Genomic DNA, 25,738 nt, shown 5'->3' with positions numbered 1-25,738 from the left:
CGGCATGTATTATTTTATTTATCAAGACAATGTCTATCCCCTCTACCCAGGGACAAGCTATCGTCTAGGGGAAGCTCTTGCATCTGATATTTATCTTCCTTCTGTTGAAGAGGTTCACTTAGAAGTTGGAGAACAAGGGATTGCATTATTGGGGAGAAGCTATGGCTACGGTTGCCATTTTCTCTCGTTGAGGGAAGGTTTGGAAGTGACCTTGCTATCTTTTAAAAATGAGGTCTACTATCTTCTTCCTGAAAAAATCGTATACCTATCCGATAGGCAAGAAGCAACGATTCGATTGGTTGATTTTACTGAAGAGATTTTGTTGACCTTGGATCAAAAAGAGAAAACAATTTACAGCTCTTCTCCCTATTTTATCAATGGGAAGAAAACAAGTGGGAAACAAGTGATTCAGGACAGGGATACCGTTGTTTTTGAAGAGGGAATTGTTCTATCCATTCAGAGACAGGTTTTGTCCGTCCAATCCTTATTTACCATCGAAACGGAGTTACTGCCATTTTCAGAGTTGGTTCTTGAAGATCGTTCTAAAGAATTTCACCGGTCACCACGTATTATCCTAAGAGAGCCAGAAGAGAAGGTGACCATTGCTTCAGCACCGACGGAAGATGATAGTAGAAAACAGTCTCTTTTTAAGCTCCTTATTACGCCCCTGGCGATGACTATCTTCACAGTTCTAACGGTCTATTTTACACGTAGCGGTGGAATGATATTTATGATGATGGGGATGTCTGTTATGACAATCGGAACGTCGATTCATTCCTATTTTTCAGATAGGAAATCTCTCAAAGAGACTCAGGAACAAAAAATTAAACATTATCTCTTGTACTTGGACACCAAGTATTCCCAGTTGGCAGCACTTCGTCAGGAACAAGGGAATGCCTTAACCTATCATTACCCAGCGACGGGGACAATCCTTGAGATGGTCGAGGCAACTGATCGTCGCATTTATGAAAAAACACCCTATCATTTTGATTTTCTTTCCTATCGTTTGGGGCTGGGGGATGTCTTATCTAGCTTTCAAGTGGAGTATGCTGATTCAGAGTTAACAAAGTACAATGAGGTGGCCCATCAGAAAGTTCAGGAGCTTCTTTCTTACTATCAAGTTACTGACAATGTGCCCATAACCCATACCCTGACAAATCCTATTGGCTATATTGGGACTCGCCAAGTCGTCATTGAGCAGGTTCAACAGATGATGATGCAGTTGGCTACTTTTCAAAGTTATCACGATGTACAATTTATTCCTATTTTCCGTGAGGAGGAATTGGAGTTATGGAATTGGAGTCGCTGGTTACCACATACAAAAATCAAGGTACTGAATAGCCGAGGTTTTGTCTATGGTCAGCGGACCCGCGACCAACTCTTGACCTCCCTCTATCAAATCATCAAAGATAGGAAGTTGGATAGTGAGCAAGAGAGTGGCAAAGAGAAGCAATATGCCCCGCGTTATGTCCTTTTTATTACTGATTTGAGTCTGATGTTGGATCATAATATCATGGAGTATATCAATGAAGATTTATCTCATTTAGGTATCCATTATGTTTTTGTAGAAGAAGTGCTGGAAAGTCTTCCTGAACATGTGAAGACAGTGGTTGATTACCGAGGAGATAAAAAAGGAACCTTACTGTTGCAAGATGGACAGTATACCGATAAGAAGTTTACTCCGCTTCCTTTTGTCAGCCTAGCTGATAAGGAAAATTTTGCGAGAAACTTGGCAGGTATCCACCATGTTCAGACCCTTCGGAACTCCATTCCAAATAGTATTACTTTCCTTGAGATGTACGGGGTGAATAAGGTTGATGAACTCAATCTTTTACAACGCTGGCAGGAAAATGAGACCTATCAGACCATGGCGGTCCCTCTAGGTGTTCGGGGAAGGGATGACATCCTTTATCTCAACCTCCATGAAAAAGCCCATGGTCCCCATGGATTGATTGCAGGGACGACAGGTTCGGGTAAATCGGAACTAGTCCAAACCTATATTCTCTCCCTAGCTGTGAATTATCATCCCTACGAGGTTGCTTTTCTACTGATTGACTATAAGGGTGGCGGAATGGCCAACCTCTTTGCGGACTTGCCTCACGTCGTTGGTACGATTACGAACCTAGATGGTAACCAAGCCAATCGTGCATTAGTCTCAATAAAAGCAGAGTTGAAGAAACGCCAACGAATTTTCTTAGAAAACGATGTCAATCATATCAACCAGTACATGAAGCTCTTCAAAGAAGGTACAGTTGCAGAACCCCTTCCTCATCTTTTCATCATTAGTGATGAATTTGCGGAGTTGAAAGCCAATCAGCCGGACTTTATGGATGAGTTGGTGTCTACCGCCCGTATCGGTCGTTCGCTGGGGGTTAAACTTATTCTCGCTACACAAAAGCCAAGTGGGGTTGTGAATGATCAGATTTGGTCCAACTCCAAGTTTAAAATAGCCCTCAAGGTACAGGATGCCGCGGACTCTCGTGAAGTGATTAAAACACCCGATGCAGCAGAAATTACTCAGACAGGTCGCGCTTATCTGCAAGTGGGGAACAATGAAATTTATGAACTCTTTCAGAGTGCTTGGTCGGGAGCGGATTACGATCCAGAAGGACGCAATCATGTCCAACGTGATACAACCGTTTATGAAATTACAGATAGTGGTCAGTATCATGCTATTAACAAAGATTTGAGCGGTTTGAAGAAGAAAGAAACCAAGGCCTTACCAACAGAGTTGGATGCGATTGTGGAGGAAGCACATCAGTTGTTTGAAAAGCTAGAAATCCCTAAAGTAGCTAGCCCATGGTTGCCTCCCCTTGCAGAAAAAGTCTATGCCAAGGACTTACAGTCGATTGCTTTCAAGGACTATTGGGGACAGTGCCATCAATTCCAGCCAATTTTGATCGGTTATCAGGACATCCCAGAAAAACAAGAGCAATCTCCCCTATATTTTGATATGGAACATCGGGGGCATATACTCCTGGTTTCTAGTCCTGGCTTTGGCAAATCTACCTTCCTGCAGAGCTTTACCATGGATGTGATGAGAAAACATACACCAGCCCAAGCTCATTTCTATCTCTATGATTTTGGGACCAGCGGCTTGATTTCTCTCTCGGATTTTCCACATGTGGCTGATTATTTTACCTTGGATGAGACGGACAAGATTATGAAATCCCTGCGATTCTTACGCAAGGAAGTCAAGAAGCGTAAGGCAGCTTTGTCTAAGGCGAAGGCTACCAATCTCAACCAGTATAATCAACTCTCAGAAGAAAGTTTTCCTACCCTTTTTATTGAAATCGATGGTTTTGACAGTGTGATGGATGCAGTGTTTGTCGATACTTTCTATGATGTTTTGAATGTGATTGCCCGAGATGGTGCTTCCTTGGGAATGTATCTTGTTGTTACCCTTTCTCGATTAAATGCCATGCGTCTTCAATTACAATCAAACTTTAAGACCAGGTTATCTCTATTCTTATTTGACTCGAGTGATTTGTCAGGTGTTGTTGGCCGTTCTAACATTCCACTTGATGAAATCAAGGGTCGTGCAATTACCAAGTTTGATGAGCTTGTCCAATTCCAAATGGTGTTGCCATATAGTAGCGAGCATTACACGGACTATATCGAAGAGGTAACTCAGGAACTGGAGGCTATGAAAGCGACCTACAGCGGGCAAGTTCCAGCAAGGATACCGATGTTACCGGAGAAAGTGACCCAAGATGTGATGGCTGATAGCTTAGCGACGAGTCCAGACCTCGTCTTGGGACTTGAGAGGGAAGAGGTGGTTCCAGCTACCTTTAGCCTTGAGAAGCCTATCTTGATGGCATCAGATAGTCCAGTCTTTGTCACAAACTACTATAAGTTGTTCGATTTCCACCTAGAGCGCTTAGCAGGGCGTTACAAGTCTGTTCTCCTTGATCCGAGTCAGCGAGTAGGTAATTCTTTCTTTGAAGGGGCGCAGCGATTTACTAGCTCTCTAGAAGTTGAACATGTTATGAAGGTTATTCTTGATGACTGTAAGAAGCGGATTGCAACACCGAATCCTGATTATCCAAAATGGTTGATTATCATTCCAGATGTAGCAGCGACAGCGATGGCAGCAGGAGTGAGTGAAGCAGATTTCAAGCAACTGCTTGTAGAAGGTAGCCAATATGGGGTGACTGTCATATTGATAGGCACTTATCAAGACCTCATCTCCAATACATACGATAACTTTGTGAAGTTGTCTGTACAGTTGGTTGAGCAAGTCTTCCTTGGGGTACGCATCAGTGATCAGACTCATACCCGCTACCCCTATATGAACAATGAGCCATCCCTTCGACCGAATCAGGGCTATATCCTACATCCCGAAGGCTATGAGTTTGTTCAGTTATTAGAAATTTATACTCTTTAAAAATCAAAAGGATACGTTGCCAACTGTTGATTTTTATTGAGTATACGTCTGATTGTACAAACAGGTCAAGAACGGGTTGATACAGACAGTGTTCTTGAAAATGCTTTGTTTTCTGGATTGAACGAGAAGCAGGGCTGGCTTGACTTAGCCTTAGGGGGTGTCACGCTAGCAGTAGGAGTTGCGGGTGGACAGGTTGGCTATCACGGGACAAAACTACTTGGAGGAAGTGAAGCCGATGCCCAACGTGCCAGTTTAGTTGGCAGTATCTTGGGCGGGTATGCGGTCTCATCCGTTATCGAATGTTGCCGGCACCACTCGCCTTGTCGAGTAGTAGTCTACACGGTTTTGCAGCTGGTTCAGTTTTTGATTCCATAGAATGGTATATTCTAGTATGCAAAGACTCAATCATCTAACTTAGAGACTGTTGTAACCGGTGCCAGTAGGCGCTGTTTTTTTGGCAGACCTGCCACCGTGTGACATTTGTCATCCACTGTATTGACAAATCTATCTGGTGAGGAAAAGTAGAAAAGATTATACTGATGGTGTAGCTAGCTATTCCTACTCTTTGAAAATCAACATGATAGGGATAGACTGTAGAAGGTTGAAAATAGAACGAGTGCAATTCGTGTCAAACGCTCTCGTATCTTGATGAGTGAAAAGCTCGATTGGAACTATTGAGAAAAGCCAGACTACCTTCGGCTTCAAGTATAATTCTATTTTCCCTTTCACAATTCTTAATGGTGAAAGTTAGTCTGATGTTGATTTTCATTGAGTATCCGATTCTTTAAACCTTAAAACGGAAAGGCTATGATGAACACTAAGGAGGATGATATATGAGCATGCTGGAAGTGAAACAGATTTCCAAAGTAATGAAAGGAAAAAGGATTTTAGAGAATATCTCCTTTGATATTGATAAGGGGGAGTGTGTTGCCTTGATAGGACCAAATGGGGCTGGAAAGACAAGTCTGATGTCTTGTTTACTGGGGGACTGGCTTGTTACGGATGGGAGTATCTCTATTCAAGGACGTCCGGTTACAGACGCAAGTTTGAAGCAGCTGATTGGGATTTTACCACAGGAAAATGCAGCACCTGCGCGTCTCAGGGTTAAGGAACTAATTGCTTTTTTCCAAGAAATTTACCCTCATTCCCTGTCGAATCAGGAAGTGGATGACTTACTTTGCTTTTCTTCAGAACAGAAACATCAGCTGGTAGAAAAATTATCTGGTGGTCAGAAACGTTTGTTGTCCTTTGTACTCGCTTTGATCGGTCGCCCGTCTCTCCTTTTCTTGGATGAGCCAACAACTGCGATGGATACTTCAACCCGCCAGCGTTTTTGGAAGATTGTACAGACCTTAAAAGAAAGTGGTGTAACGATTGTCTATTCTTCTCATTACATTGAGGAAGTAGAGCATACTGCTGATCGGATTTTAGTCTTGCATCAGGGGCGTCTATTGCGGGATACGACACCTTTTCAAATGCGTTCGGAAGAACAGGAAAAACAATTTATAGTCCCGAAAACGTATCAAGCTATTGTGGAAACATGGAAGAATATTTATGGCATTGAAGTAAGCCACGATCGACTATGTTTTATGACGAGAGAAGTAGAGGCAGTCTTTCAAGCACTTCAAGAGATGAACTGTCCGTTGATAGAGATTGAAATGGTCAATAAAACCTTGCTCAATACCCTATTTGATACGACAAAGGAGGAAGAAAAATGAAGGCTTTAGTAAGGATTGAATATCTTTTCATCAAACGAAATGTATTCGGATTTATCATGGGAATTGGTATGCCGGTAATCTTTTTCCTCTTGTTTTCATCCATGTTTGATGCTTCTTATGGCGATACAAGTCTACTGATGAGGAACTATCTGTTGACCATGACGGCTTTTAGCATGAGTAGTTTCGGGCTATTTAGTTTTCCAATGATGTTGGCGGAGGATGTACATAGTCGCTGGCTCTTGCAGATCCAGCATTCGCCCCTTCCGCTTACCCAGTATTATCTTGCGAAGGTGTTGAATGTTTTTGCTTCCTTCATGATTTCGATTGTTATCAATTTTGTAGTTGGAGCAGTCTTACGAGATGTGCACATGACGGTAGCACAGTGGTTGGTGTCAGCCCTTTTACTTCTAGTAAGTAGTGTAGTGTACTTAGCCATCGGTTTAGCCCTCACCGTGCTTAATAGTAGGCAGACGATGAGTGTTGTTGCAAATATTCTTTATTTTATCTTGGCGATTTTTGGTGGCAGCTGGATGCCGTATGAAACCCTGCCAAGCTAGATGCAGTCGCTAGCTCATCTCACACCGTCTTACTATGCGAATCAACTAGTACTTGCTTATGTCAATCAGGGGCGTCTACAATTTCACTCTTTACTCGTGGTCTTGTTTTATACTATAATAGTAGCAGGTCTAGCCTTAGTGTTAAAAAAGAAACAGGAAGTGAGATAAAGTGAATCTATTCAACAGACTCAAACAAGTCCACACGATGTACTACGTGTCTTTGTTGTACCTGGTTTTTCCTCTGTATTCCTCGTTAAGTGGCTTCTATCCATTGTATCTCTTTCCCATGACAGTGATGTTTGCGCTGGGCTATATCAGTCTGGTGATAATGGAGCACCCCTTGTGGTTAGGTATTTGCTGGTCCTATCTTTGTCTTTATATCATCGTAGTCACTTTTATGGGGAATCCTATAAGTTCCATGTTCTGCTTTTTCTTATCAAATCTCTTAACATGGCGTTTTCAGACAGACAAGCTAGCGAGTTTTCGATATTGTACTTTTTATTTGGTCCTACTGTCGACTGTATACCCTATTTTGGTGTATGGAGATTTACCTACACAAATTTTTCTCTTGACCATGGACATCATCTGCCTTGGTATGATGTATTCGATGAAGCAATCGCTTAAGAGAGCCGAGATTGAAAAGGAATTGATGGACAAGAACATTTCAATCAATCTACTCTTGGCTGAAAATGAACGCAATCGGATTGGGCAGGATTTGCACGATACCCTAGGGCATGTTTTTGCTATGATGAGTGTCAAGAGTGAGTTGGCATTGACCCTGATGGATCGTGGTTCGTATCAAAAAGCTAGATAAGAAGTCCAAGACTTGCACGACATTGCTAAACATTCCATGCAGGAAGTGCGACAAATCGTTCAAGCCTTGAAGGCTCATAGTCTTGAGGAAGAGTTACGGATTATCAGCAATATGTTAGAATTAGCAGGGATTTCCCTCAGTATTGAGAAGGAAGAAGTAGCGCTTAACAGAGAGCAAGAGGCTACTCTAACCATGGCCTTGCGAGAACTGTGCAACAATCTTATCAAGCATAGTAAAGCGAGAACTTGTCGTATTGAATTGACTGAAAAAGATGGCTGGATTCAGGTTTTTGTAGAAGATGATGGAGTTGGTTTTGAGCAGGTGACGGGAGAAGAACTACACTCCATTCGTGATCGTTTGATTCGCTATCAGGGTAGAGTAGAAATCGTTTCGGACTATCAACCAACGCAGATTCAGTTGCTGATTCCAAAAGGAGAAAAAGATGAACATACTAGTCGCTGAGGACCAAAGCATGCTGCGTGATGCACTTTGCCAACTGTTGGGATTGCAGGACGGAGTGGGCCAAGTTTTTCCCGCTAAGAATGGTTTAGAGGCACAGGCTATTTTACAAAAAGAACAGGTGGAGGTGGCAATTTTAGATGTCGAAATGCCTGAAATGACAGGTCTTGATGTCCTTGAATGGGTGAAAGAGGCTCTCCCAAGTATGAAAGTAATCATGGTGACGACCTTCAGACGGCCTGGTTATTTTGAACGCGCCCTCCAATCAGATGTAGATGCCTATGTCTTAAAAGAGCGTAGCATTTCCGAACTGATGGAAACTATTGGTCGTGTGCTTCAGGGGCAAAAGGAGTACTCACCCGAACTAATGGAGAGCTTTTTCATCCTGAAAAATCCCCTGACCCATCAGGAGCAACTCATCCTTCAAAAGGTCGCTCAAGGCTTGTCTAACAAGGAGATTGCTGCTCAAATGTACCTTTCAAACGGAACGGTCCGTAATTACATGTCTACTATCCTTAGTAAACTCAACGCTGAAAACCGCACAGAAGCAACCAACATCGCCAAAGAAAATGGATGGCTTTAACAGTCTAGCAGACTGTTAAAGGTTGGAAATAGGGAAAGCGTAGTTTTTCCCCAAATACAGTCTAGTAGACTGTTAAAGGTTAGAACTCTTTCTTTCACAGTAGTTAGGGCTTGGGTTTGTGACAGGAGAGGTGAGAGATAGGTCCGCTGCTCTTTTCATCTATTGCAATATTGCCTGAGATTTGCTACACTTTTTCTATGGAGAAACTTTATGATGTGCAACAGTTATTAAAGCAATTTGGAATCATTATCTATATGGGCAATCGTCTATATGATATTGAGATGATGCAGATTGAGCTTCGTCGGGTTTATGACGCAGGATTGATCGAACGTCTAGATTATATGGAAGCTGAGTTGGTGTTAAAACGGGAGCATCGTTTGGAATTAGATTATCAAGAGAAAAAGGAGTAGTATATGTCAACACTTTATGTTGTGTTATTGTTTGTAATCGTATTAGGAGCTTGGATGGCCTTCAATTATTGGCGTTTGCGTCGGGCGGCAAAGGTAGTGGAGAATCATGTGTTTGCAGAAAAAATCCACGGCGGTCAGCTGGTTGATTTGCGTGAACCAACAGAATATCGAAAAAAACATATTATGGGGGCCCGCAATATCCCCTCTCAGCAGTTGAAGCAAAGCCTGGCGGCGCTGCGAAAAGACAGACCTGTTTTAATCTATGAAAATGATCGTGGTCAACTGGTCATGCAGGCAGCTTTTCTATTGAAAAAAAGCGGCTACAATGACATCTACATTCTAAGTTATGGTCTAAATGGCTGGGATGGAAAAGTGAAAATAGGCTAGAGGATAGCAAATGAAGAGAGCAGGAATGCTCTTTTTCTATATTTTTTACAGATTAAATGAGCGGTAAGTATGCTATAATAAGGACTATGAGAATTATTTCTGGAGATTATGGTGGGAGACCGCTCAAAACCGTGGCAGGAAAGACGACGCGTCCGACATCCGACAAGGTTCGCGGCGCCATGTTTAATATGATTGGTCCTTACTTTCATGGAGGACACGTTTTAGATTTATTTGCAGGAAGTGGTGGACTATCCATTGAAGCTGTTTCGCGTGGCATGGCGCAGGCTACTTTAGTAGAGCGGGATAGACAAGCGCAGGCAGTTATCCGAGAAAATATTGCCATGACTAAGCAGGCCAGTAAGTTTCAACTCTTACCAATGGAAGCTAAGCAAGCCCTGCAGCTGCTGCAAGGCCCATTTGACCTAGTCTTTTTGGATCCACCTTATGCCGAGGAGACGATTGTGGAGACTATCACAGAGCTGTGCCAGAAACAGCTACTGGCAGAAGAAGTCATGGTGGTTTGTGAAGTGGATAAGCGGGTGAGTCTCCCAGAAGAAGTCGCAGATTTGGGAATTTGGAAAGAAAAAATCTATGGAATAAGTAAGGTAGTTGTCTATGTCAGATAAAATTGGACTGTTTACAGGGTCATTTGATCCGCTTACAAATGGACACTTGGACTTGATTCAACGAGCCAGTCAGCTATTTGATACCCTTTATGTAGGCGTTTTTGTCAATCCGCATAAGCAAGGGCTTTTTGGGAGTGAGCAGCGGAAGCGCTTGATAGAAGAAGCCCTTGCTGAAATGCCGACAGTCAAGGTATTAGTTGCACAAGACGAGCTGGTTGTCGACGTTGCGCAGAAAATCGGTGCAAGATATCTGGTGCGCGGGTTGCGCAATGGACTGGATTTGGAGTATGAATCTAGTTTTGATTTTTACAACCGAGCATTAGCTCCAAAGATTGAGACAATTTATCTCCTAGCAAAGCCGGAGTATAAATTTGTCTCTTCGAGTCAAATACGGGAGTTATTGTATTTTAACCAAGATATTAGCTCCTATGTACCAAAAAACATTAGCAAGGAATTGATGAAGAATGAAAAAAAATAAAAAAGTACTCTTAATATTCTCGATGATTGTATCGACTTTCCTATTGTGGACGGCCTTTCTCTTCCCTCTTCCCTACTATATCGAAAGTCCTGGTGGGGCATCAGATGTTCGTACAGTATTGACGGTGAACAACAAAGAAGATGATAAAGCAGGCTCCTATAATTTTGTCTATATACAAGTTAGACCAGCAACAGCTGTTCAGCTCTTGCTTGCTGCATTTGATTCTCGATCGGATATTATTTCCAAGGAGGAATTGGCTGGAGGTGCTGATACGGAAGAATTTTACCGCATTAGTCAATTTTACATGGAGACTTCGCAAAATATGGCCAAATACCAAGGATTGACTTTGGCAAAGAAGGAGACATCGTTAGAGTTTTTTGGAGTGTATGTCCTCAATATAACAGAGGATTCGACCTTTAAGCACATCTTGAATATCGCAGATACGGTCGTGAGTGTTAACGGCAAGACCTTCCAGAGTTCACCGGAACTGATAGAATACGTCAGCAGCTTGCAACTTGGAAGTGATGTCAAGGTCGGCTATCTGAGTGCTGGTCAAACTAAGACAGCAGATGGAAAAATTATCAAGCTAGCAAATGGAAAAAATGGGATTGGGATTGGTCTTGTTGATCACACAGAGGTGAAAAGTAGTGAGCAGATTGATTTTCAGACAGGTAATATAGGGGGACCGAGTGCAGGATTGATGTTTACCTTAGCCATCTATACTCAGTTGGCAGATCCTGATTTGCGGGATGGTCGCATGATTGCAGGGACTGGAACGATTGAGAGAGATGGTTCAGTCGGTGATATCGGCGGGGCAGATAAGAAAGTTTTATCTGCTGCAAAAGCAGGGGCTAGTATTTTCTTTGTACCGAACAACCCTGTTGATAAAGAGATTTTGAAGCAAAAACCAGATGCTAAAACCAATTATGAAGAAGCAGTAGAAGCTGTTAAAAAGAATAAATTGGATATAGAAGTTGTCCCTGTGACCCATGTTCAAGAAGCTATTGACTATCTGAAGAAAACCAAGGATCAATAAGGGGAGGTCTGGATAGTCTCCTTTAAGATGTGAAGCCGTTAAAAACCGAATGAAAAATAGGAGGCTGCCGCAATGTTCGATGAACACAAGAAAGCCTATCTTTTTTCCGAGGTTTTAGGCTGAACTCAATTACACCAAGATGTGAAGCCGTTAAAAACTGAATGAAAATAGGAGGTTGTCGCAGTGTTCAAAGAATACCTGCTTAACCTCGCCCCTTCCATTTGATTTTTAAAGAGTATTATCTGAAAAATGTCTGTAGCTAGGAAATGGGAGACAGGCATTTTCTTTATCTTTACGCCCGCCATAACGTTTTTGATGCTACCTATCAGATGAGAATATTCTGAAATTTCTATTTAAAACTCTTTGCCCTATCAATATGGTGCTGAATCGTGTTATAATGATAGGGTTACTAGAAAAAGAGAGAAGGAGGAGGCATGAAAAAGGAAATTGCACCTGAATTGTATAATTATAATAAATTTCCTGGGCCTAGTTTTGCCCGTGTTGGAGACAAGGTTGTAGCAGAAAATATTGAATTAGACCTCTTAGAAGACTACCGAGATGCTTTTGGCCAACGCTTTTCTTCCCTTATGTTGAAATTTGATTACATCGTGGGAGATTGGGGCAATGACCAACTCCGTTTGAAAGGCTTTTACAGGGATGAGAAGGCAGTGAAGCCTGATTTGAAAATTAGTCGCTTGGATGATTATTTGACAGAGTTTTGTAACTTTGGTTGCGCCTACTTTATATTAGGAAATGCTAGACCACAGGAACCAGTTGTCGAAGTGGAGGAGCGCCCAAGTCGGAAACGTCGTAGCCGTAACAACCGTAGAACACAGCACGCCTTTACCGTAAAAGAAAAAAGTAGTCAGCGTTCACAGAAGCAAAATAAGCTAGAGCGCAGTAAAAAACAAAGTAAGAAAAAGAACCAGCGTGAATCACATGAAAGCAAACAAGGCTTCGTGATTCGCCAGAAGTAGGAGACCTATGAAACCATCCATTTATAGCCTCAGTCGTGCTGATTTGATAGACTGGGCATTAAAGCAGAATGAAAAGAAATTCCGTGCAACCCAGATTTGGGAGTGGCTCTATCGTAAGCGTGTCCAGAGCTTTGAAGAAATGACCAATCTCTCTAGGGAGTTGATAGCCAAACTGAACGAGCACTTTGTGATCAATCCTCTGAAGCAACGCATTGTCCAGGAGTCAAAAGACGGGACAGTCAAGTACCTGTTTGAATTGCCTGATGGCATGTTAATTGAAACGGTCTTGATGCGACAACACTATGGCTTATCTGTCTGTGTGACGACTCAAGTTGGCTGTAATATAGGTTGCACCTTCTGTGCTTCTGGCTTGATTCGCAAGCAACGGGATTTGAATAGTGGCGAAATTATGGCACAGATTATGCTCGTTCAAAAGTATTTTGATGATCGGAATCAGGGAGAGCGTGTCAGCCACATTGTGGTCATGGGAATCGGAGAACCGTTTGATAACTATGAGAATGTCCTCAATTTCCTACGGACTGTAAATGATGACAAAGGAATGGCTATCGGGGCTCGCCATATCACCGTATCAACTTCAGGCTTGGCACCAAAGATTCGTGAATTTGCTAGGGAAGGTGTGCAGGTTAACTTGGCCATTTCGCTCCATGCACCGAATAATGACATTCGTTCTAGCATCATGCGTATCAATCGGAAGTTTCCAATCGAGGTCCTATTTGAGGCGATTGAAGATTATATCGAAACAACCAACCGGCGCGTCACCTTTGAGTACATCATGTTGAATGAAGTCAATGATGGCGTGGAGCAGGCCCAAGAATTGGCAGATTTGACCAAGACGATTCGCAAGCTCTCTTACGTCAATCTGATTCCATACAATCCTGTGAGCGAGCATGACCAGTATAGCCGCTCTACACCAGAGCGTGTGGCTGCTTTTTATGATCGTCTCAAGAAAAATGGTGTTAACTGTGTAGTACGTCAAGAACATGGTACGGATATTGATGCAGCCTGTGGCCAGTTGCGCTCTAATACTATGAAAAAAGACAGGGACTCAGCGCGTGCTCGGATTGCAGCAGCCAAGGCTAAAGCAGGTATCAAGGCATGAGACACCTCTTTAAAAGGAATGGCGACTTAACTCGATTGGGTCGGACGCTCACCCTATTTTTGGCGCAAATCTATGCCCTTGCCATCTGTTGCATGTGCTTTCTACCACAGGGCATCTATCCTCGGTATAAGACGGTTTCAACGCCAGGGATTGTCCAAATTGGTAGACTCCACTTCCTTCCTATCCCTTTTAATAGTTTTGTCAATGCTCATCAACTTGACAGCTTGGAGGATTGGTGGCTGGTCTTGCTTCAAAATCTGACAAATATTTTTCTGCTCTATCCCCTTGTCTTAGCTTTTGTATTTCTTTTTAAAAAGTGGCAGAACTTTCAAGCAGTGGTCCGTTACAGCTTTTTAATGAGCCTATTTATCGAATGTACCCAGCTCCTGCTAGATTTTCTCTTTGATGCAGGACGTGTTTTTGAAGTGGATGACCTATGGACCAATACGCTAGGAGGGATACTGGCATATCTCACCTATCGTATGTGGAGGAAAGCCTTCTTAAAAAAAGAAGTTTATACAGTAAAAAAGTCTTAAAACCAATACCTACAGAAGGAGCGTGGTTTTAAGACTTTTGTGTTTTTGAACATCAATAGGATACTTTGGTAGCGGATATTCAATGCAAATCAACATCCTGTCAGAATGCTATCGCTCGTTATCCTTGATTTGCTAAGGCACCCATAGGATCCCACGGTGCGAGGACTGTTGGTTCGGCATGATAGGCTGCGAGTTCTTCTTCTGTCAAGAAGTCCTTACGAATAACGATTTGATAGGTATATTCGTCCATCCAACTATCGCTTGCGACAAAATAGCCCTTATCTCCGACCTTATCTCCCCAGGAATTTTCAACCTTCCATTTAAGCGGCTGTCCGTTTTTATCCAGATCCACACCGACCAAGACCATGGCATGGGTCATCAAACTTTCACTGTAATCCAGACGTCCTGCCTTATCTTGATGGAGGTCAATGTTTAGGCTAGAGCGAAAGTCGTACATGCCGTCTACCATGATGCCTGTTTTGCGATTGCTAGATTGGCCGACATCAGAGCCAAACCAGACGGTCTCTCCTGCCTGCATCTGGGCGATAGCTAGTGCTTTCAAGCGATCCATTTCCACATTGAGGTAGCGCACAGGTCGGCTTCCGACAACATTTCCTAGCATTTCCACAGTATAAGATTTGCCGTAAGGCTTATCAGCAGTTGGTGCATTGATGATGGACACATAGTCTTCCAACTGGATGTCAACATATTTTTTGTAGAAGGCTTGTGGGGTCAAGTTACGTTCACTGTGATAGCGGTTGTCCTTGTCACGGTAGGTAAAATCAAAGGTACGTGGTGGCAAGCCGAGTGATGTGGCAAGGAAATTAAAGATTTCTTGGAGGAGCTCTTCTTTTTTGGCTTGGATTGTTTCAGGTCTTGTTCCTTGAGCGACTAATTCACGTAAAATCTGTGCATCTTGACGGAGCAATTTATTCAATACAGTATTGAGTTCACGACTGTTACTAGATGAGATGGACTCCGGATAGACAGACTTAGGAACCACACCATATTTTTCAAAGAGGGATACGACCATGTCCCATTGACCCCCATCTTGCTGGGGAACATCTAAGAGAAATTTGACCTTACGGCTGGTTAATTCTTGATCGGCAGTAGCAAGTATTTGTTCCAAGAACCAGTTGGATTTTTCGTACTTATCCCAGAAGAAGGTATGGGCTTGGGAGAGTTCAAATTCTTCTAATTGGAAGCCGGCAATCATTTTGTGTCGGAAGGTATTGAGGGCTGCAAACATCCAGCAACGGCCAGAGGCTTTCTGGTTGCTGACCTTGTCTTTGGTCAAATCGATGGAAAAGACAGGGCTGTTTTCCACACTGCTACTGCGTTTCTCAAGAGAGGCATAGATACCATTGTGGGTCAGTGTATTTTCCATAGCTGAAAGGTGATGGTTCGCTTCATAGTCGGCAAAGAACCGGTCGGTTAATGATTGATGTAATGAGTTCATAGAGTTCTCCTTTTCTATAAGCCCTATTATAGCCCTTTTTAGAAAATCTTCAAGCGCAGACTTGAAGAGAGGTCAACTGACTTATTTGAAGGACAGGATTCTTTTATTGACCAGCCTAGTAGGAAATGTGGTGGGATACATCTTTTCCCGACAATGGATTTTTAATAGCTACAACACAATGGTTTTACTTTTTAGTCTCCTTTCTCAACAGTTAAGAAAACATTTACAATCAGATGATAAGTGCTTTTTATGGAAATCTGTGATATACTTTTTTAGTTAAACTAAACAAAGTAGAGGCAGATATGAATAATTTAAGAACTGATATCCGAAACATTGCCATCATTGCTCACGTTGACCATGGGAAAACGACCTTGGTTGATGAATTGTTAAAACAATCCCAAACACTGGATGAGCGGACGCAGTTGGGTGAGCGTGCAATGGATTCTAATGATATTGAAAAAGAACGCGGGATTACCATTCTTGCCAAAAACACCGCGGTTGCTTATAACGGAACGCGCATCAACATCATGGACACACCTGGGCATGCGGACTTTGGTGGAGAAGTAGAGCGAATCATGAAAATGGTAGACGGGGTTGTCCTTGTCGTCGATGCTTATGAAGGGACTATGCCGCAGACGCGCTTTGTATTGAAAAAGGCGCTGGAGCAGAACCTGACACCGATTGTTGTCGTCAATAAAATTGATAAGCCCTCTGCTCGACCAGCAGAAGTGGTGGATGAGGTATTGGAACTCTTTATAGAATTGGGAGCAGATGATGACCAGTTGGAATTTCCAGTAGTGTATGCTTCTGCCATCAATGGTACGTCCTCTCTTTCTGACAATCCGGCAGAACAAGAAGAGACAATGGCACCGATTTTTGATACGATTATTGAGCATATTCCTGCTCCAGTAGACAACTCAGACGAGCCATTGCAGTTTCAAGTATCACTGTTGGACTACAATGACTTTGTCGGGCGTATTGGGATTGGTCGCGTCTTTCGTGGGACGGTCAAAGTTGGTGACCAGGTTACTCTTTCTAAGCTGGATGGTACGACGAAAAACTTCCGCGTGACCAAGCTCTTTGGTTTCTTTGGGCTGGAACGGAAGGAAATCCAAGAGGCAAGAGCAGGGGATCTCATTGCCGTTTCGGGTATGGAGGACATCTTCGTTGGAGAGACAGTGACTCCTACAGATACTGTTGAGCCTCTACCTGTCCTACGGATCGATGAGCCGACCCTTCAAATGACCTTCCTTGTCAACAATTCTCCGTTTGCAGGTCGTGAAGGGAAATGGATTACCTCACGGAAGGTTGAAGAGCGTCTGTTAGCCGAGCTGCAGACAGATGTATCACTTCGTGTTGATGCGACTGATTCACCGGATAAATGGATTGTATCAGGTCGCGGTGAATTGCATTTATCTATCTTGATTGAAACCATGCGTCGTGAAGGATATGAACTACAGGTATCACGCCCAGAGGTTATCGTCAAGGATATAGATGGTGTGAAAATGGAGCCGTTTGAACGCGTGCAAATCGATACTCCAGAAGAATATCAAGGAGCTGTTATCCAGAGCCTGTCTGAGCGCAAGGGCGAGATGCTCGATATGCAGGCGACAGGAAATGGTCAAACTCGTTTGGTATTTCTCGTTCCGGCTCGTGGTTTGATTGGCTACTCCACAGAGTTTCTGTCCATGACCAGAGGATATGGCATCATGAACCATACCTTTGATCAATACCTTCCGGTAGTTCCAGGTGAAATCGGTGGCCGTCATCGCGGGGCCTTAGTCTCTATCGATGCAGGAAAGGCCACCACCTACTCTATCATGCGTATCGAAGAACGTGGTACCATTTTTGTCAATCCTGGTACGGAAGTTTACGAAGGGATGATTATCGGGGAAAACTCTCGTGAAAACGACTTGACGGTCAATATCACGACAGCTAAAGCCATGACGAATGTCCGCTCAGCGACCAAGGATCAAACAGCTGTCATTAAAACACCGCGTATCTTGACCTTGGAAGAATCGCTTGAGTTCTTGAATGATGACGAATATATGGAAGTAACACCTGAATCGATTCGCTTGCGCAAGCAAATTTTAAATAAGGCTGAGCGCGATAAAGCTGCCAAGAAGAAAAAATTAGCAGCTGAAGAGGGCTAAGTTTATGTTCTATCTGATTCTTGCCATTATGTTGGTACTATTCTACATTTTTGTAGCTCCGAGCAATATCAAGGGGACCATGAATGTAGTAGCAGCAGTGTTTGTCGTTGTCGGACTCTTGATTACTCTGTTACTCGGTTTTTTGAGAATACTGCAATCTCCGCCAGAAATGTGGCTCGTTGCTGGAATGGTTATGGTGGGATTATGGGCTATGCGTGATATTTATTTCTTGGATAAAGCAGAGAAAACACACGTAACTTCAAGAAGAAGACCGTATCGCTACCGCTAGGTATCAGTGGTCTACGGTTTAACCTTTGGGGAAGTATCCTCAACTTGGTGTCTAGCGATTCAGTCGTTCAGCTGTTTTGAATGACGAAGGCCTCCAGTCTATAGTCTTTCATTTTGTACTTGGCGTTAGGCGCCGAGTCACAGGCATAACGGAAGTTATCCAAGGCGAGCAAAGGGGGCAATCTATGAAAACTGAATGCTTCATCACATCAAAACGAAAAGGATACAGGGGAAAATAGGGGGAGGCCCAGAGAGTGTCGCCTCCCTTTTTTCTTTTTCTTTCACTTGAAAAAGGAGCGTATTCAAGGTAAAATAGGTAGGCTAGGTGTAGAAAGTATGGTATGAACATGAAACAGATAAAACGATTTGAAAATAAAAAAGTCCTAGTCCTAGGACTGGCTAAGTCTGGTGAGGCGGCAGCACGTTTATTGGATACATTAGGAGCCATTGTGACCGTCAATGATGGTAAGCCATTTGAAGACAATCCCACAGCCCAGACTCTTTTAGAAGCGGGAATCCGTGTCATTTGTGGTGAACATCCCTTGGAACTGTTGGATGAAGATTTTGCCCTGCTTGTGAAAAATCCAGGGATTCGCTATGACAATCCGATGGTAGAAAGGGCGCTGGAGAAGGGGATTCCTGTCTGGACTGAGGTGGAGTTGGCTTACCTTGTTTCTGAAGCCCCCATTATCGGCATCACTGGCTCAAATGGTAAGACAACCACTACGACGATGATTGCTGAGGTTCTCAATCGAGGGCAACAGTCAGCTAAACTCTGTGGGAATATTGGTTTTCCCGCGTCATCAGTCGCTCAGAATGCAGGAGCAGATGATATATTGGTCATGGAATTGTCCTCTTTCCAACTGATGGGAATAGAGGCCTTTCATCCTCGCATCGCAGTGATGACCAATCTAATTCCGACCCATATTGACTACCATGGTTCATTTGAGGACTATGTAGCAGCCAAGTGGCGGATTCAAGAACAGATGACAGAAGATGATGTTGTCATTCTTAATATGGACCAGGAAATTGCAGGAACGCTAGCTGAGCAGACCCGGGCTCAAGTGTTACCTATTTCAACCCATAAAGTTGTTGATGGAGCCTATCTTTCCTACGGACAACTCTACTTTAAGGGAGAGCGAGTGATGGCTGCCAGTGAAATCGGTGTACCAGGTAGTCACAATGTTGAAAATGCCCTTGCTACGATTGCGGTCGCTAGGACGGTGGGAGTTCATCATCAAGCGATTAAAGAAGCTCTCTCAGCCTTTGGAGGAGTCAAGCACCGCCTGCAGTATGCAGGTCAAGTCGAGGGAGTGACCTTCTATAACGATAGTAAGTCTACCAACATTTTAGCGACCCAAAAAGCCCTGTCTGGTTTTGAGAATGCCCGAGTTATTTTGATTGCAGGGGGACTTGATCGTGGTAATGAATTTGATGAATTAGTACCAGATTTGGTGGGCTTAAAGCACATGATCATCATGGGAGAATCTGCTCCCCGTCTCAAGCGCGCGGCTGAACAAGCAGGGGTTGCTTATATAGAGGCTCAAGATGTGGCGGATGCGACTCGAAAGGCCTATCAGTTAGCGGTAGCAGGAGATACTGTTCTACTTAGTCCTGCCAATGCTAGCTGGGATAGGTATGCGAATTTTGAAGTGCGTGGCGATAGTTTTCTCAATACCATTGAGGAATTGAAGGGAAATAAATAGCATATGAAAAAAATAGTCTTTACAGGAGGAGGAACGGCTGGTCATGTGACCCTGAACCTCCTGTTGATTCCGCGATTCCTAAAGGATGGATGGGAGGTACACTACATCGGTGATGCAAAGGGAATAGAGTATCAGCAAATCCTTCAATCAGGATTAGATGTTCATTTTCATGGGATTGCAACAGGGAAATTGCGTCGCTATTTTTCCTTGCAGAATGTTCTGGATGTTTTTAAGGTGGTCTGGGGGATTATCCAATCAACTGTCATTTTAGTGAGGGTTCGTCCACAGGCTCTCTTTTCAAAGGGGGGCTTCGTTTCGGTCCCACCAGTGATTGCCTCGCGCCTGCTTGGTATTCCCGTCTTTATCCATGAGTCGGACTTATCCATGGGGCTGGCCAATAAGATTGCCTACAGATTTGCAACAACCATGTATAGTACCTTTGAGCAGGCTGCTAGCTTAGATAAGGTTAAACATGTGGGGGCTGTGACCAAGGTTTCCCCTGCTAAGAATGTGACCCCTATTCAACTCCCCGAAATTCTTAGCCAATTCGATGAAGGGCTTCCGACGCTTCTTTTTGTGGGTGGATCCGGGGGCGCCAAGGTTTTCAATGATTTGATTAGCCAGCATCAGGTTGCTCTGACTGAGCGCTTTAATATCATCAATCTGACAGGGGATGCCAGTCTCAATCAGTTATCGTCGAGATTGTACCGAGTGGACTATGTGACAGACCTGTACCAACCTTTGATGGAAGAGGCTGACGTGGTCATCACTCGGGGTGGGTCAAATACGATTTTTGAATTGGTCGCCATGCAAAAACTACATTTGATTGTCCCTTTAAGCCGTCAAGCTAGTCGCGGAGATCAGTTGGAAAATGCCCGTTACTTTGAAGAAAAGGGCTACGCAAAACAGTTGGATGAAAGCAAGTTCACTCTTGAAAATTTACTGGTTGCAGTGGAGCAGCTGCTGGATAATAGAGAAAAATATAGTGAACGAATGGCGCATTCAACAGAGATTCAAACGATTGATCATTTTTATCAATTATTGAAATCAGACATAGAGAGAAGGGCGTAAAATGGCGGAAAAAGACTCTTTGGAAGACCTCAAACAGGCAGCGCTTGAAGAAGTGGAAAACCAGGTAGAAGACCAGGTTCCTGAGACCGAAAGCGAGGAAGAAAGTGATTTTCTTTCTCAATGGAAAGAACGGCATCAGGCTTATTTGGAGAGCCAAAAAGAGCTTGGAGCAGAAAAAGAGGACCAATCAACAGCCCCTTCCCGTCCTTCTAAGCCTACAAAGGTAGAAAAAAGAGCGCAAAAGACAGATAGCGAACTTCCTGCTCCTTCTTTAGAAAGTGATTCAAAGCAATCTCCTGCGCCTCCTGCGTTTCCACGTAAGGCCCTGTTAAAAGCAAGTCCAGTCATTGTCGCTGCCCTACTTGGTAGTCTGCTTGCCATCTATTTCATTAGCCCCTTGAGCAAAGAAAAGCGGATTGAAGTTGTTGGCAATCAACGTCTCGATACCGCAACCGTTCTTACTTACAGCAACATTTCTGAAAAAGATTATGCTTTGACAACCCTTCTACAAGCCAAGACGATTGAGGCCAATATTAAAAACAGTAGCAACATCGTCAAGGCAGATAAGATTAGCTTCCAGTTTCCGAATCGTTTTACAATCCAAGTGGAAGAGTTTGCTGAGGTAGGTTATTTGAAAGAAAAGGATAGCTATCGTTTGGTCTTATCCAGCGGAAATATCTCAGAAACTGCAGTTGCCAGTGAAGCCTTGCCCGAACGCTACACCCTTATCAATATTGCGGATAAAGATTTGGTTAAGGAACTTGCGCTACAATTAGCAACCATTGACACAGGGACACTCAGCAATATTGAGAGCATCGAGTTGACCCCGAGTAAGGTGACAGCTGATTTAGTGACAATGACCATGCATGATGGGCATACCTTACTGCTTCCTCTCAGTGAGATAGATACAAAACTTCCCTATTACCCTAAGATAGCCAAGCAACTTTTGGTTCCTAGCATTGTAGATATGGAAGTCGGTGCCTTTAGCTATGCAAAATAGAAAAAATAGCAAATAGAAAAAATCATAGAAAAAAGGTATTTCTATCACCATTTTTTAATATTGTATGGTATAATGGAGGGTGAATAACTATATTTAAAACATTGAACGAAAAATTCTTAAAACGTTTTGAGAAGTAAGAGAGGACTGACAGGATGGCTAGAAATGGCTTTTTTACGGGATTAGATATCGGTACAAGCTCCGTTAAAGTCTTGGTTGCAGAGTACGTAGAAGGCGAAATGAATGTAATTGGCGTGAGCAATGTTAAAAGCTCAGGTGTAAAAGATGGAATCATTGTCAATATTGATGTGGCGGCAAATGCGATAAAAACAGCGATTGCACAAGCAGAGGAAAAGGCTGGCATTCGAATCGATAAGGTAAATGTTGGTTTGCCAGCAAATCTCCTTCAAATCGAGCCTACCCAAGGCATGATTCCAGTGACAACAGATTCGCAGGAAATCACAGACCTAGATGTGCAAAATGTTGTTAAATCAGCGCTGACAAAGAGCATGACGCCGGAACGGGAGGTCATTTCCTTCATACCAGAAGAGTTTGTGGTAGATGGTTTCCAAGGTATCAAAGACCCTCGCGGTATGATGGGGATTCGTTTGGAAATGCGTGGAATGCTTTATACAGGACCACGTACCATCTTACATAACTTACGTAAGACAGTTGAGCGTGCAGGCGTTCAAGTAGAAAATGTTGTCATTTCTCCGCTCTCACTTACTCGTTCAGTTCTCAATGAAGGTGAAAAAGAATTCGGTGCCATCGTCATTGACCTCGGTGGTGGTCAAACCACCGTTGCAGTGATGCGCGGTCAGGAGTTGCAGTATACGAACATTTATCAAGAAGGTGGCGACTATATCACCAAAGATATTTCCAAGGTACTGACCACCTCTCAAAGCATTGCTGAAAATTTGAAATTCAATTACGGCATTGCCTATCCACAAGAAGCGAGCGAGCGAGAAAAATTCATGGTGGAGGTAATTGGAGAGTCCGCTCCTGTTGAAGTGACCGAGCGCTACTTGTCAGAAGTAATCTCTGCTCGGCTGCGCCAGATTTTCGCTCGCGTGAAGCAAGACCTAGAGCGGACGCGGGCCTTGGATTTGCCTGGAGGAATCGTCTTGGTTGGTGGAGTAGCGGTACTACCTGGTATTACCGAACTTGCCCAAGAAATTTTTGGGGTGAATACAAAATTATATGTACCGAATCAAATTGGTATCCGCAATCCAGCCTTTGCCCAGGTGATTAGCTTGGTCGAGTATGTCGGTAGCTTAGATGAAGTTGAAATGATTGCCCAATCAGCTGTGAATGGTGAGGCAACTCTTAGACAAAAACCAGTTGATATTCCATTTGATACACCGAGAGTTCGTCCTACAATCCAGCCAGTTCTAACAGAAGTTCCAACGGAAGTTGCTCCCGAACCAGTTGAGGAGAGACCGTATACTTCTTACGCTGAGGCAGAAGGGGACGAACCAAAAGTGAAAATCACAGATCGCATCCGTGGTTTGTTTGGAAGCATGTTTGAATAAGAAAAGAAAAAGGTGATAAGACTATGACATTTTCATTTGAAGCAGCAGCGGCCCATGGTGCTGTCATTAAAGTTATTGGTGTTGGTGGTGGTGGCGGAAACGCTATTAACCGCATGATTGAAGAAGGCGTTTCTGGTGTTGAATTTATCGCCGCTAATACAGATGTTCAAGCGCTTAGTAGTTCTAAGGCTGAAACGGTTATTCAATTAGGTCCAAAATTGACTCGCGGACTTGGTGCTGGAGGTCAACCTGAGGTTGGTCGCAAGGCAGCTGAAGAAAGCGAAGAGGCTCTTACAAATGTATTGACCGGTGCAGATATGGTTTTCATTACAGCAGGTATGGGTGGCGGATCTGGAACAGGTGCTGCTCCAGTCATTGCCCGTATCGCAAAAGGTTTGGGAGCCTTGACAGTAGCAGTTGTTACTCGTCCATTTGGCTTTGAAGGTAACAAGCGTGGTAATTTTGCGATTGAAGGCATCGAAGGTCTTCGTGAACAAGTCGATACCTTGTTAATTATCTCAAACAACAACCTACTTGAAATCGTAGACAAGAAAACACCGCTCTTAGAAGCTCTTAGTGAAGCAGATAATGTCCTTCGTCAAGGTGTGCAAGGAATTACTGATTTGATTACCAATCCTGGTTTGATTAACTTGGACTTTGCTGATGTCAAGACTGTGATGGAAAACAAGGGAAATGCCCTCATGGGAATTGGGATTGGCTCAGGAGAAGAGCGTGTTGTAGAAGCTGCCCGTAAGGCTATCTATTCACCACTTCTTGAAACAACGATTGATGGTGCTAACGATGTTATCGTCAACGTAACAGGAGGTTACGATATGACATTGACAGAAGCAGAAGAAGCATCTGAAATTGTTCATCAGGCAGCCGGTCAAGGGGTCAACATTTGGCTTGGAACTTCTATTGATGAAACTATGAAAGACGAAATCCGTGTGACAGTTGTCGCAACGGGTGTACGTCAAGAAACTGGGGAGAAACCAGCACGTCAACGTGTGGACTATGCGCCAATCGGTCGCCCTGTACCCCAATCAACAGCGCCAGCAGAAGCACCATCTTCAAAGGCTTCAGCCTTTGGTGAATGGGACTTGCGCCGCGAAAATCTTCTTCGTCCGACTGAAAATGCTAATCACTCAGCTGTTTCAGTTGAGAAGTTTGCGATGGATGAAGATGATGATGAGTTAGATACTCCGCCATTCTTTAGAAACCGATAAGATGGATTTACAACAGAATAAAGATGCTGTATTTGCCGCTATTGAGCGAGCCAAGAAAGCTGCAGATCGTTCTCAAGAGTTCGTTAATGTAATAGCTGTCACCAAGTATGTTGACAGCTCTATTACTAAGGACTTGGTAGCTACAGGGGTTCAGCACATTGGCGAAAATCGGGTAGATGTATTTTTGGATAAATATCGTGCCTTATCAGGGATTCCCCTAACCTGGCACCTGATTGGAAGTTTACAAAGAAGAAAAGTAAAAGATGTGATTAACTATGTCGATTACTTTCATGCCTTAGACTCGGTTAAATTGGCACAGGAAATCCAAAAACGTGCAGAAAAGAAGATAAAATGCTTCCTTCAAGTGAATATTTCTAAAGAAGCAAGCAAGCATGGCTTTCTAATAGAAGAATTGGAGGCTGTCCTAGAGGAGTTACTTTCTCTTGACAAGGTGGAAGTTGTTGGTCTGATGACGATGGCTCCTTTTGAGGCGAGTCATGCAGAACTGATGAGCATCTTTTCGGAAGCAAAAGCACTGCAGGAGCGATTGGCTGCTCGCAAGCTCCCCCACATGCCCTTTACGGAACTCAGCATGGGAATGAGTGGAGACTTTACAGAGGCTATTGCTTGTGGTGCAACCTTTATCCGTATCGGGACGGCATTTTTTAAATAAGGAAGAGAAACGTGGCTTTTAAAGATACATTTAAAAATATAATTAACTACTTTGAAATAGATGATGAGAGAGAGCAAGACGCATACGGATTAGAAAACGAGGGACCGAAGATGAGAGTAGCTCCTACACCCGCACATGAGGTAGAAGTACCTATGGAACGTTCTAAGTTTACCCGCTCTCAAACGAGTGCAAAACCAGTAGCGAGGTATGCAGAAGAACAGCCAGTTGTGAAGGCAGTTGCCGGCAATTCAACGATTGATATTAAATATCCAAAGAGGTATGAAGATGCACCGGAAATTGTGCAACTGTTAATTGATGATGCTAGTATCTTGATTGACTTCCAACACATGTCTGAAACACAGGCTCGTCGTTGTCTGGATTATTTAGATGGAGCCCGCTCAGTCCTTTCAGGGAATCTAAAAAAGGTGTCTAGTACCATGTGGTTGTTGACACCAGCAAAGGTGACGGTCAATATGGAAGAACTTCGTTCAACAGCTCCCCACCACGCATCAGAGAACTCCTTTGACTTTGATATGAAACGGTAG

General features: G+C 43.4%; 25 protein-coding genes. 24 read left to right on the top strand and 1 reads right to left on the bottom strand.

Annotated elements, in window-relative coordinates:
* Window positions 1-4 precede the first annotated feature (4 nt).
* The 15 genes from essC (at window position 5) to BVE84_RS01810 (ending at window position 14,088) form a co-directional block, all read left to right on the top strand.
* Complete coding sequence (gene essC / locus BVE84_RS01875) at window positions 5-4,387, top strand: type VII secretion protein EssC (protein ID WP_076995388.1); 4,383 nt, start codon at window positions 5-7, stop codon at window positions 4,385-4,387.
* 36 nt (window positions 4,388-4,423) lie between these two features.
* The gene (locus BVE84_RS01870; RefSeq protein WP_076995387.1) at window positions 4,424-4,762 is read left to right on the top strand and encodes a hypothetical protein; all 339 of its coding nucleotides are present in this window, start codon (window positions 4,424-4,426) and stop codon (window positions 4,760-4,762) included.
* Between the two features lie 458 nt (window positions 4,763-5,220).
* Window positions 5,221-6,105 carry an ABC transporter ATP-binding protein gene (locus tag BVE84_RS01865; RefSeq protein ID WP_076995386.1) on the top strand — a complete coding sequence of 295 codons (885 nt, stop codon included), beginning with the start codon at window positions 5,221-5,223 and terminating at the stop codon, window positions 6,103-6,105.
* Window positions 6,102-6,662 (top strand): ABC transporter permease, encoded by a 561-nt coding sequence (locus tag BVE84_RS01860; protein WP_228062144.1) that lies wholly within the window; start codon window positions 6,102-6,104, stop codon window positions 6,660-6,662. The genes BVE84_RS01865 and BVE84_RS01860 overlap by 4 nt, the downstream gene beginning before the upstream one ends.
* A gap of 286 nt (window positions 6,663-6,948) precedes the next feature.
* A complete protein-coding gene (locus tag BVE84_RS11085) occupies window positions 6,949-7,476 on the top strand; it encodes a histidine kinase dimerization/phosphoacceptor domain-containing protein (protein WP_244157387.1) in 528 nt (175 codons plus the stop codon).
* Between the two features lie 12 nt (window positions 7,477-7,488).
* The gene (locus tag BVE84_RS10315) at window positions 7,489-7,938 is read left to right on the top strand and encodes a sensor histidine kinase (RefSeq protein ID WP_228062142.1); all 450 of its coding nucleotides are present in this window, start codon (window positions 7,489-7,491) and stop codon (window positions 7,936-7,938) included.
* On the top strand, window positions 7,919-8,518 hold the full coding sequence (locus tag BVE84_RS01850) for a response regulator transcription factor (RefSeq protein ID WP_076995385.1): 600 nt from the start codon (window positions 7,919-7,921) through the stop codon (window positions 8,516-8,518). The genes BVE84_RS10315 and BVE84_RS01850 overlap by 20 nt, the downstream gene beginning before the upstream one ends.
* A gap of 197 nt (window positions 8,519-8,715) precedes the next feature.
* Window positions 8,716-8,928 carry a YqgQ family protein gene (locus tag BVE84_RS01845; protein WP_076995384.1) on the top strand — a complete coding sequence of 71 codons (213 nt, stop codon included), beginning with the start codon at window positions 8,716-8,718 and terminating at the stop codon, window positions 8,926-8,928.
* Between the two features lie 3 nt (window positions 8,929-8,931).
* Window positions 8,932-9,315, top strand: a complete 384-nt coding sequence (locus BVE84_RS01840; RefSeq protein WP_076995383.1) for a rhodanese-like domain-containing protein — start codon at window positions 8,932-8,934, stop codon at window positions 9,313-9,315.
* Between the two features lie 86 nt (window positions 9,316-9,401).
* Complete coding sequence (gene rsmD / locus BVE84_RS01835) at window positions 9,402-9,941, top strand: 16S rRNA (guanine(966)-N(2))-methyltransferase RsmD (RefSeq protein WP_076995382.1); 540 nt, start codon at window positions 9,402-9,404, stop codon at window positions 9,939-9,941.
* On the top strand, window positions 9,931-10,419 hold the full coding sequence (coaD, locus tag BVE84_RS01830; RefSeq protein ID WP_076995381.1) for a pantetheine-phosphate adenylyltransferase: 489 nt from the start codon (window positions 9,931-9,933) through the stop codon (window positions 10,417-10,419). Before rsmD ends, coaD begins: the two co-directional genes overlap by 11 nt.
* On the top strand, window positions 10,406-11,455 hold the full coding sequence (locus BVE84_RS01825) for a SepM family pheromone-processing serine protease (RefSeq protein WP_076995380.1): 1,050 nt from the start codon (window positions 10,406-10,408) through the stop codon (window positions 11,453-11,455). Before coaD ends, BVE84_RS01825 begins: the two co-directional genes overlap by 14 nt.
* A 434-nt stretch (window positions 11,456-11,889) precedes the next feature.
* Window positions 11,890-12,432, top strand: a complete 543-nt coding sequence (locus tag BVE84_RS01820; protein WP_076995379.1) for a YutD family protein — start codon at window positions 11,890-11,892, stop codon at window positions 12,430-12,432.
* 7 nt (window positions 12,433-12,439) lie between these two features.
* A complete protein-coding gene (rlmN, locus tag BVE84_RS01815; protein WP_076995378.1) occupies window positions 12,440-13,552 on the top strand; it encodes a dual-specificity RNA methyltransferase RlmN in 1,113 nt (370 codons plus the stop codon).
* Entirely contained in the window at window positions 13,549-14,088 is a 540-nt protein-coding gene (locus BVE84_RS01810; protein WP_076995377.1) for a VanZ family protein, read from the top strand. Before rlmN ends, BVE84_RS01810 begins: the two co-directional genes overlap by 4 nt.
* Window positions 14,089-14,206: 118 nt before the next feature.
* Here BVE84_RS01810 and pepC read toward each other — a convergent pair whose 3' ends face one another.
* On the bottom strand, window positions 14,207-15,547 hold the full coding sequence (gene pepC, locus BVE84_RS01805) for an aminopeptidase C (RefSeq protein WP_076995376.1): 1,341 nt from the start codon (window positions 15,545-15,547) through the stop codon (window positions 14,207-14,209).
* Between the two features lie 302 nt (window positions 15,548-15,849).
* On the opposite strand from pepC, the gene typA reads away from it, so the two are divergent.
* The 9 genes from typA to BVE84_RS01760 all read left to right on the top strand — a co-directional run bounded on the left by typA (window position 15,850) and on the right by BVE84_RS01760 (window position 25,738).
* Entirely contained in the window at window positions 15,850-17,700 is a 1,851-nt protein-coding gene (typA, locus tag BVE84_RS01800; RefSeq protein WP_076995375.1) for a translational GTPase TypA, read from the top strand.
* 4 nt (window positions 17,701-17,704) lie between these two features.
* Entirely contained in the window at window positions 17,705-17,989 is a 285-nt protein-coding gene (locus BVE84_RS01795; RefSeq protein ID WP_076995374.1) for a DUF3165 family protein, read from the top strand.
* Between the two features lie 346 nt (window positions 17,990-18,335).
* Window positions 18,336-19,694 (top strand): UDP-N-acetylmuramoyl-L-alanine--D-glutamate ligase, encoded by a 1,359-nt coding sequence (gene murD / locus BVE84_RS01790; protein WP_076995373.1) that lies wholly within the window; start codon window positions 18,336-18,338, stop codon window positions 19,692-19,694.
* Between the two features lie 3 nt (window positions 19,695-19,697).
* Window positions 19,698-20,765: a UDP-N-acetylglucosamine--N-acetylmuramyl-(pentapeptide) pyrophosphoryl-undecaprenol N-acetylglucosamine transferase gene (locus BVE84_RS01785; protein ID WP_076995372.1), complete on the top strand. Its 1,068-nt coding sequence runs from the start codon at window positions 19,698-19,700 to the stop codon at window positions 20,763-20,765.
* Between the two features lies 1 nt (window position 20,766).
* Window positions 20,767-21,765, top strand: coding sequence for a cell division protein FtsQ/DivIB (locus tag BVE84_RS01780; RefSeq protein WP_076995371.1), 999 nt, complete (start codon window positions 20,767-20,769; stop codon window positions 21,763-21,765).
* Between the two features lie 152 nt (window positions 21,766-21,917).
* Window positions 21,918-23,294 (top strand): cell division protein FtsA, encoded by a 1,377-nt coding sequence (gene ftsA / locus BVE84_RS01775; protein WP_076995370.1) that lies wholly within the window; start codon window positions 21,918-21,920, stop codon window positions 23,292-23,294.
* A 23-nt stretch (window positions 23,295-23,317) separates the two neighbouring features.
* A complete protein-coding gene (gene ftsZ / locus BVE84_RS01770) occupies window positions 23,318-24,520 on the top strand; it encodes a cell division protein FtsZ (protein ID WP_076995369.1) in 1,203 nt (400 codons plus the stop codon).
* Between the two features lies 1 nt (window position 24,521).
* Window positions 24,522-25,193, top strand: coding sequence for a YggS family pyridoxal phosphate-dependent enzyme (locus tag BVE84_RS01765; RefSeq protein ID WP_076995368.1), 672 nt, complete (start codon window positions 24,522-24,524; stop codon window positions 25,191-25,193).
* An 11-nt stretch (window positions 25,194-25,204) separates the two neighbouring features.
* Entirely contained in the window at window positions 25,205-25,738 is a 534-nt protein-coding gene (locus BVE84_RS01760; protein ID WP_076995367.1) for a cell division protein SepF, read from the top strand.

The sequence above is a fragment of the Streptococcus azizii genome, assembly GCF_001984715.1.
Taxonomy (GTDB): domain Bacteria; phylum Bacillota; class Bacilli; order Lactobacillales; family Streptococcaceae; genus Streptococcus; species Streptococcus azizii.
Note: the sequence above shows the minus strand (reverse complement) of the source record. Positions and strands in the feature narration are given on the sequence as shown.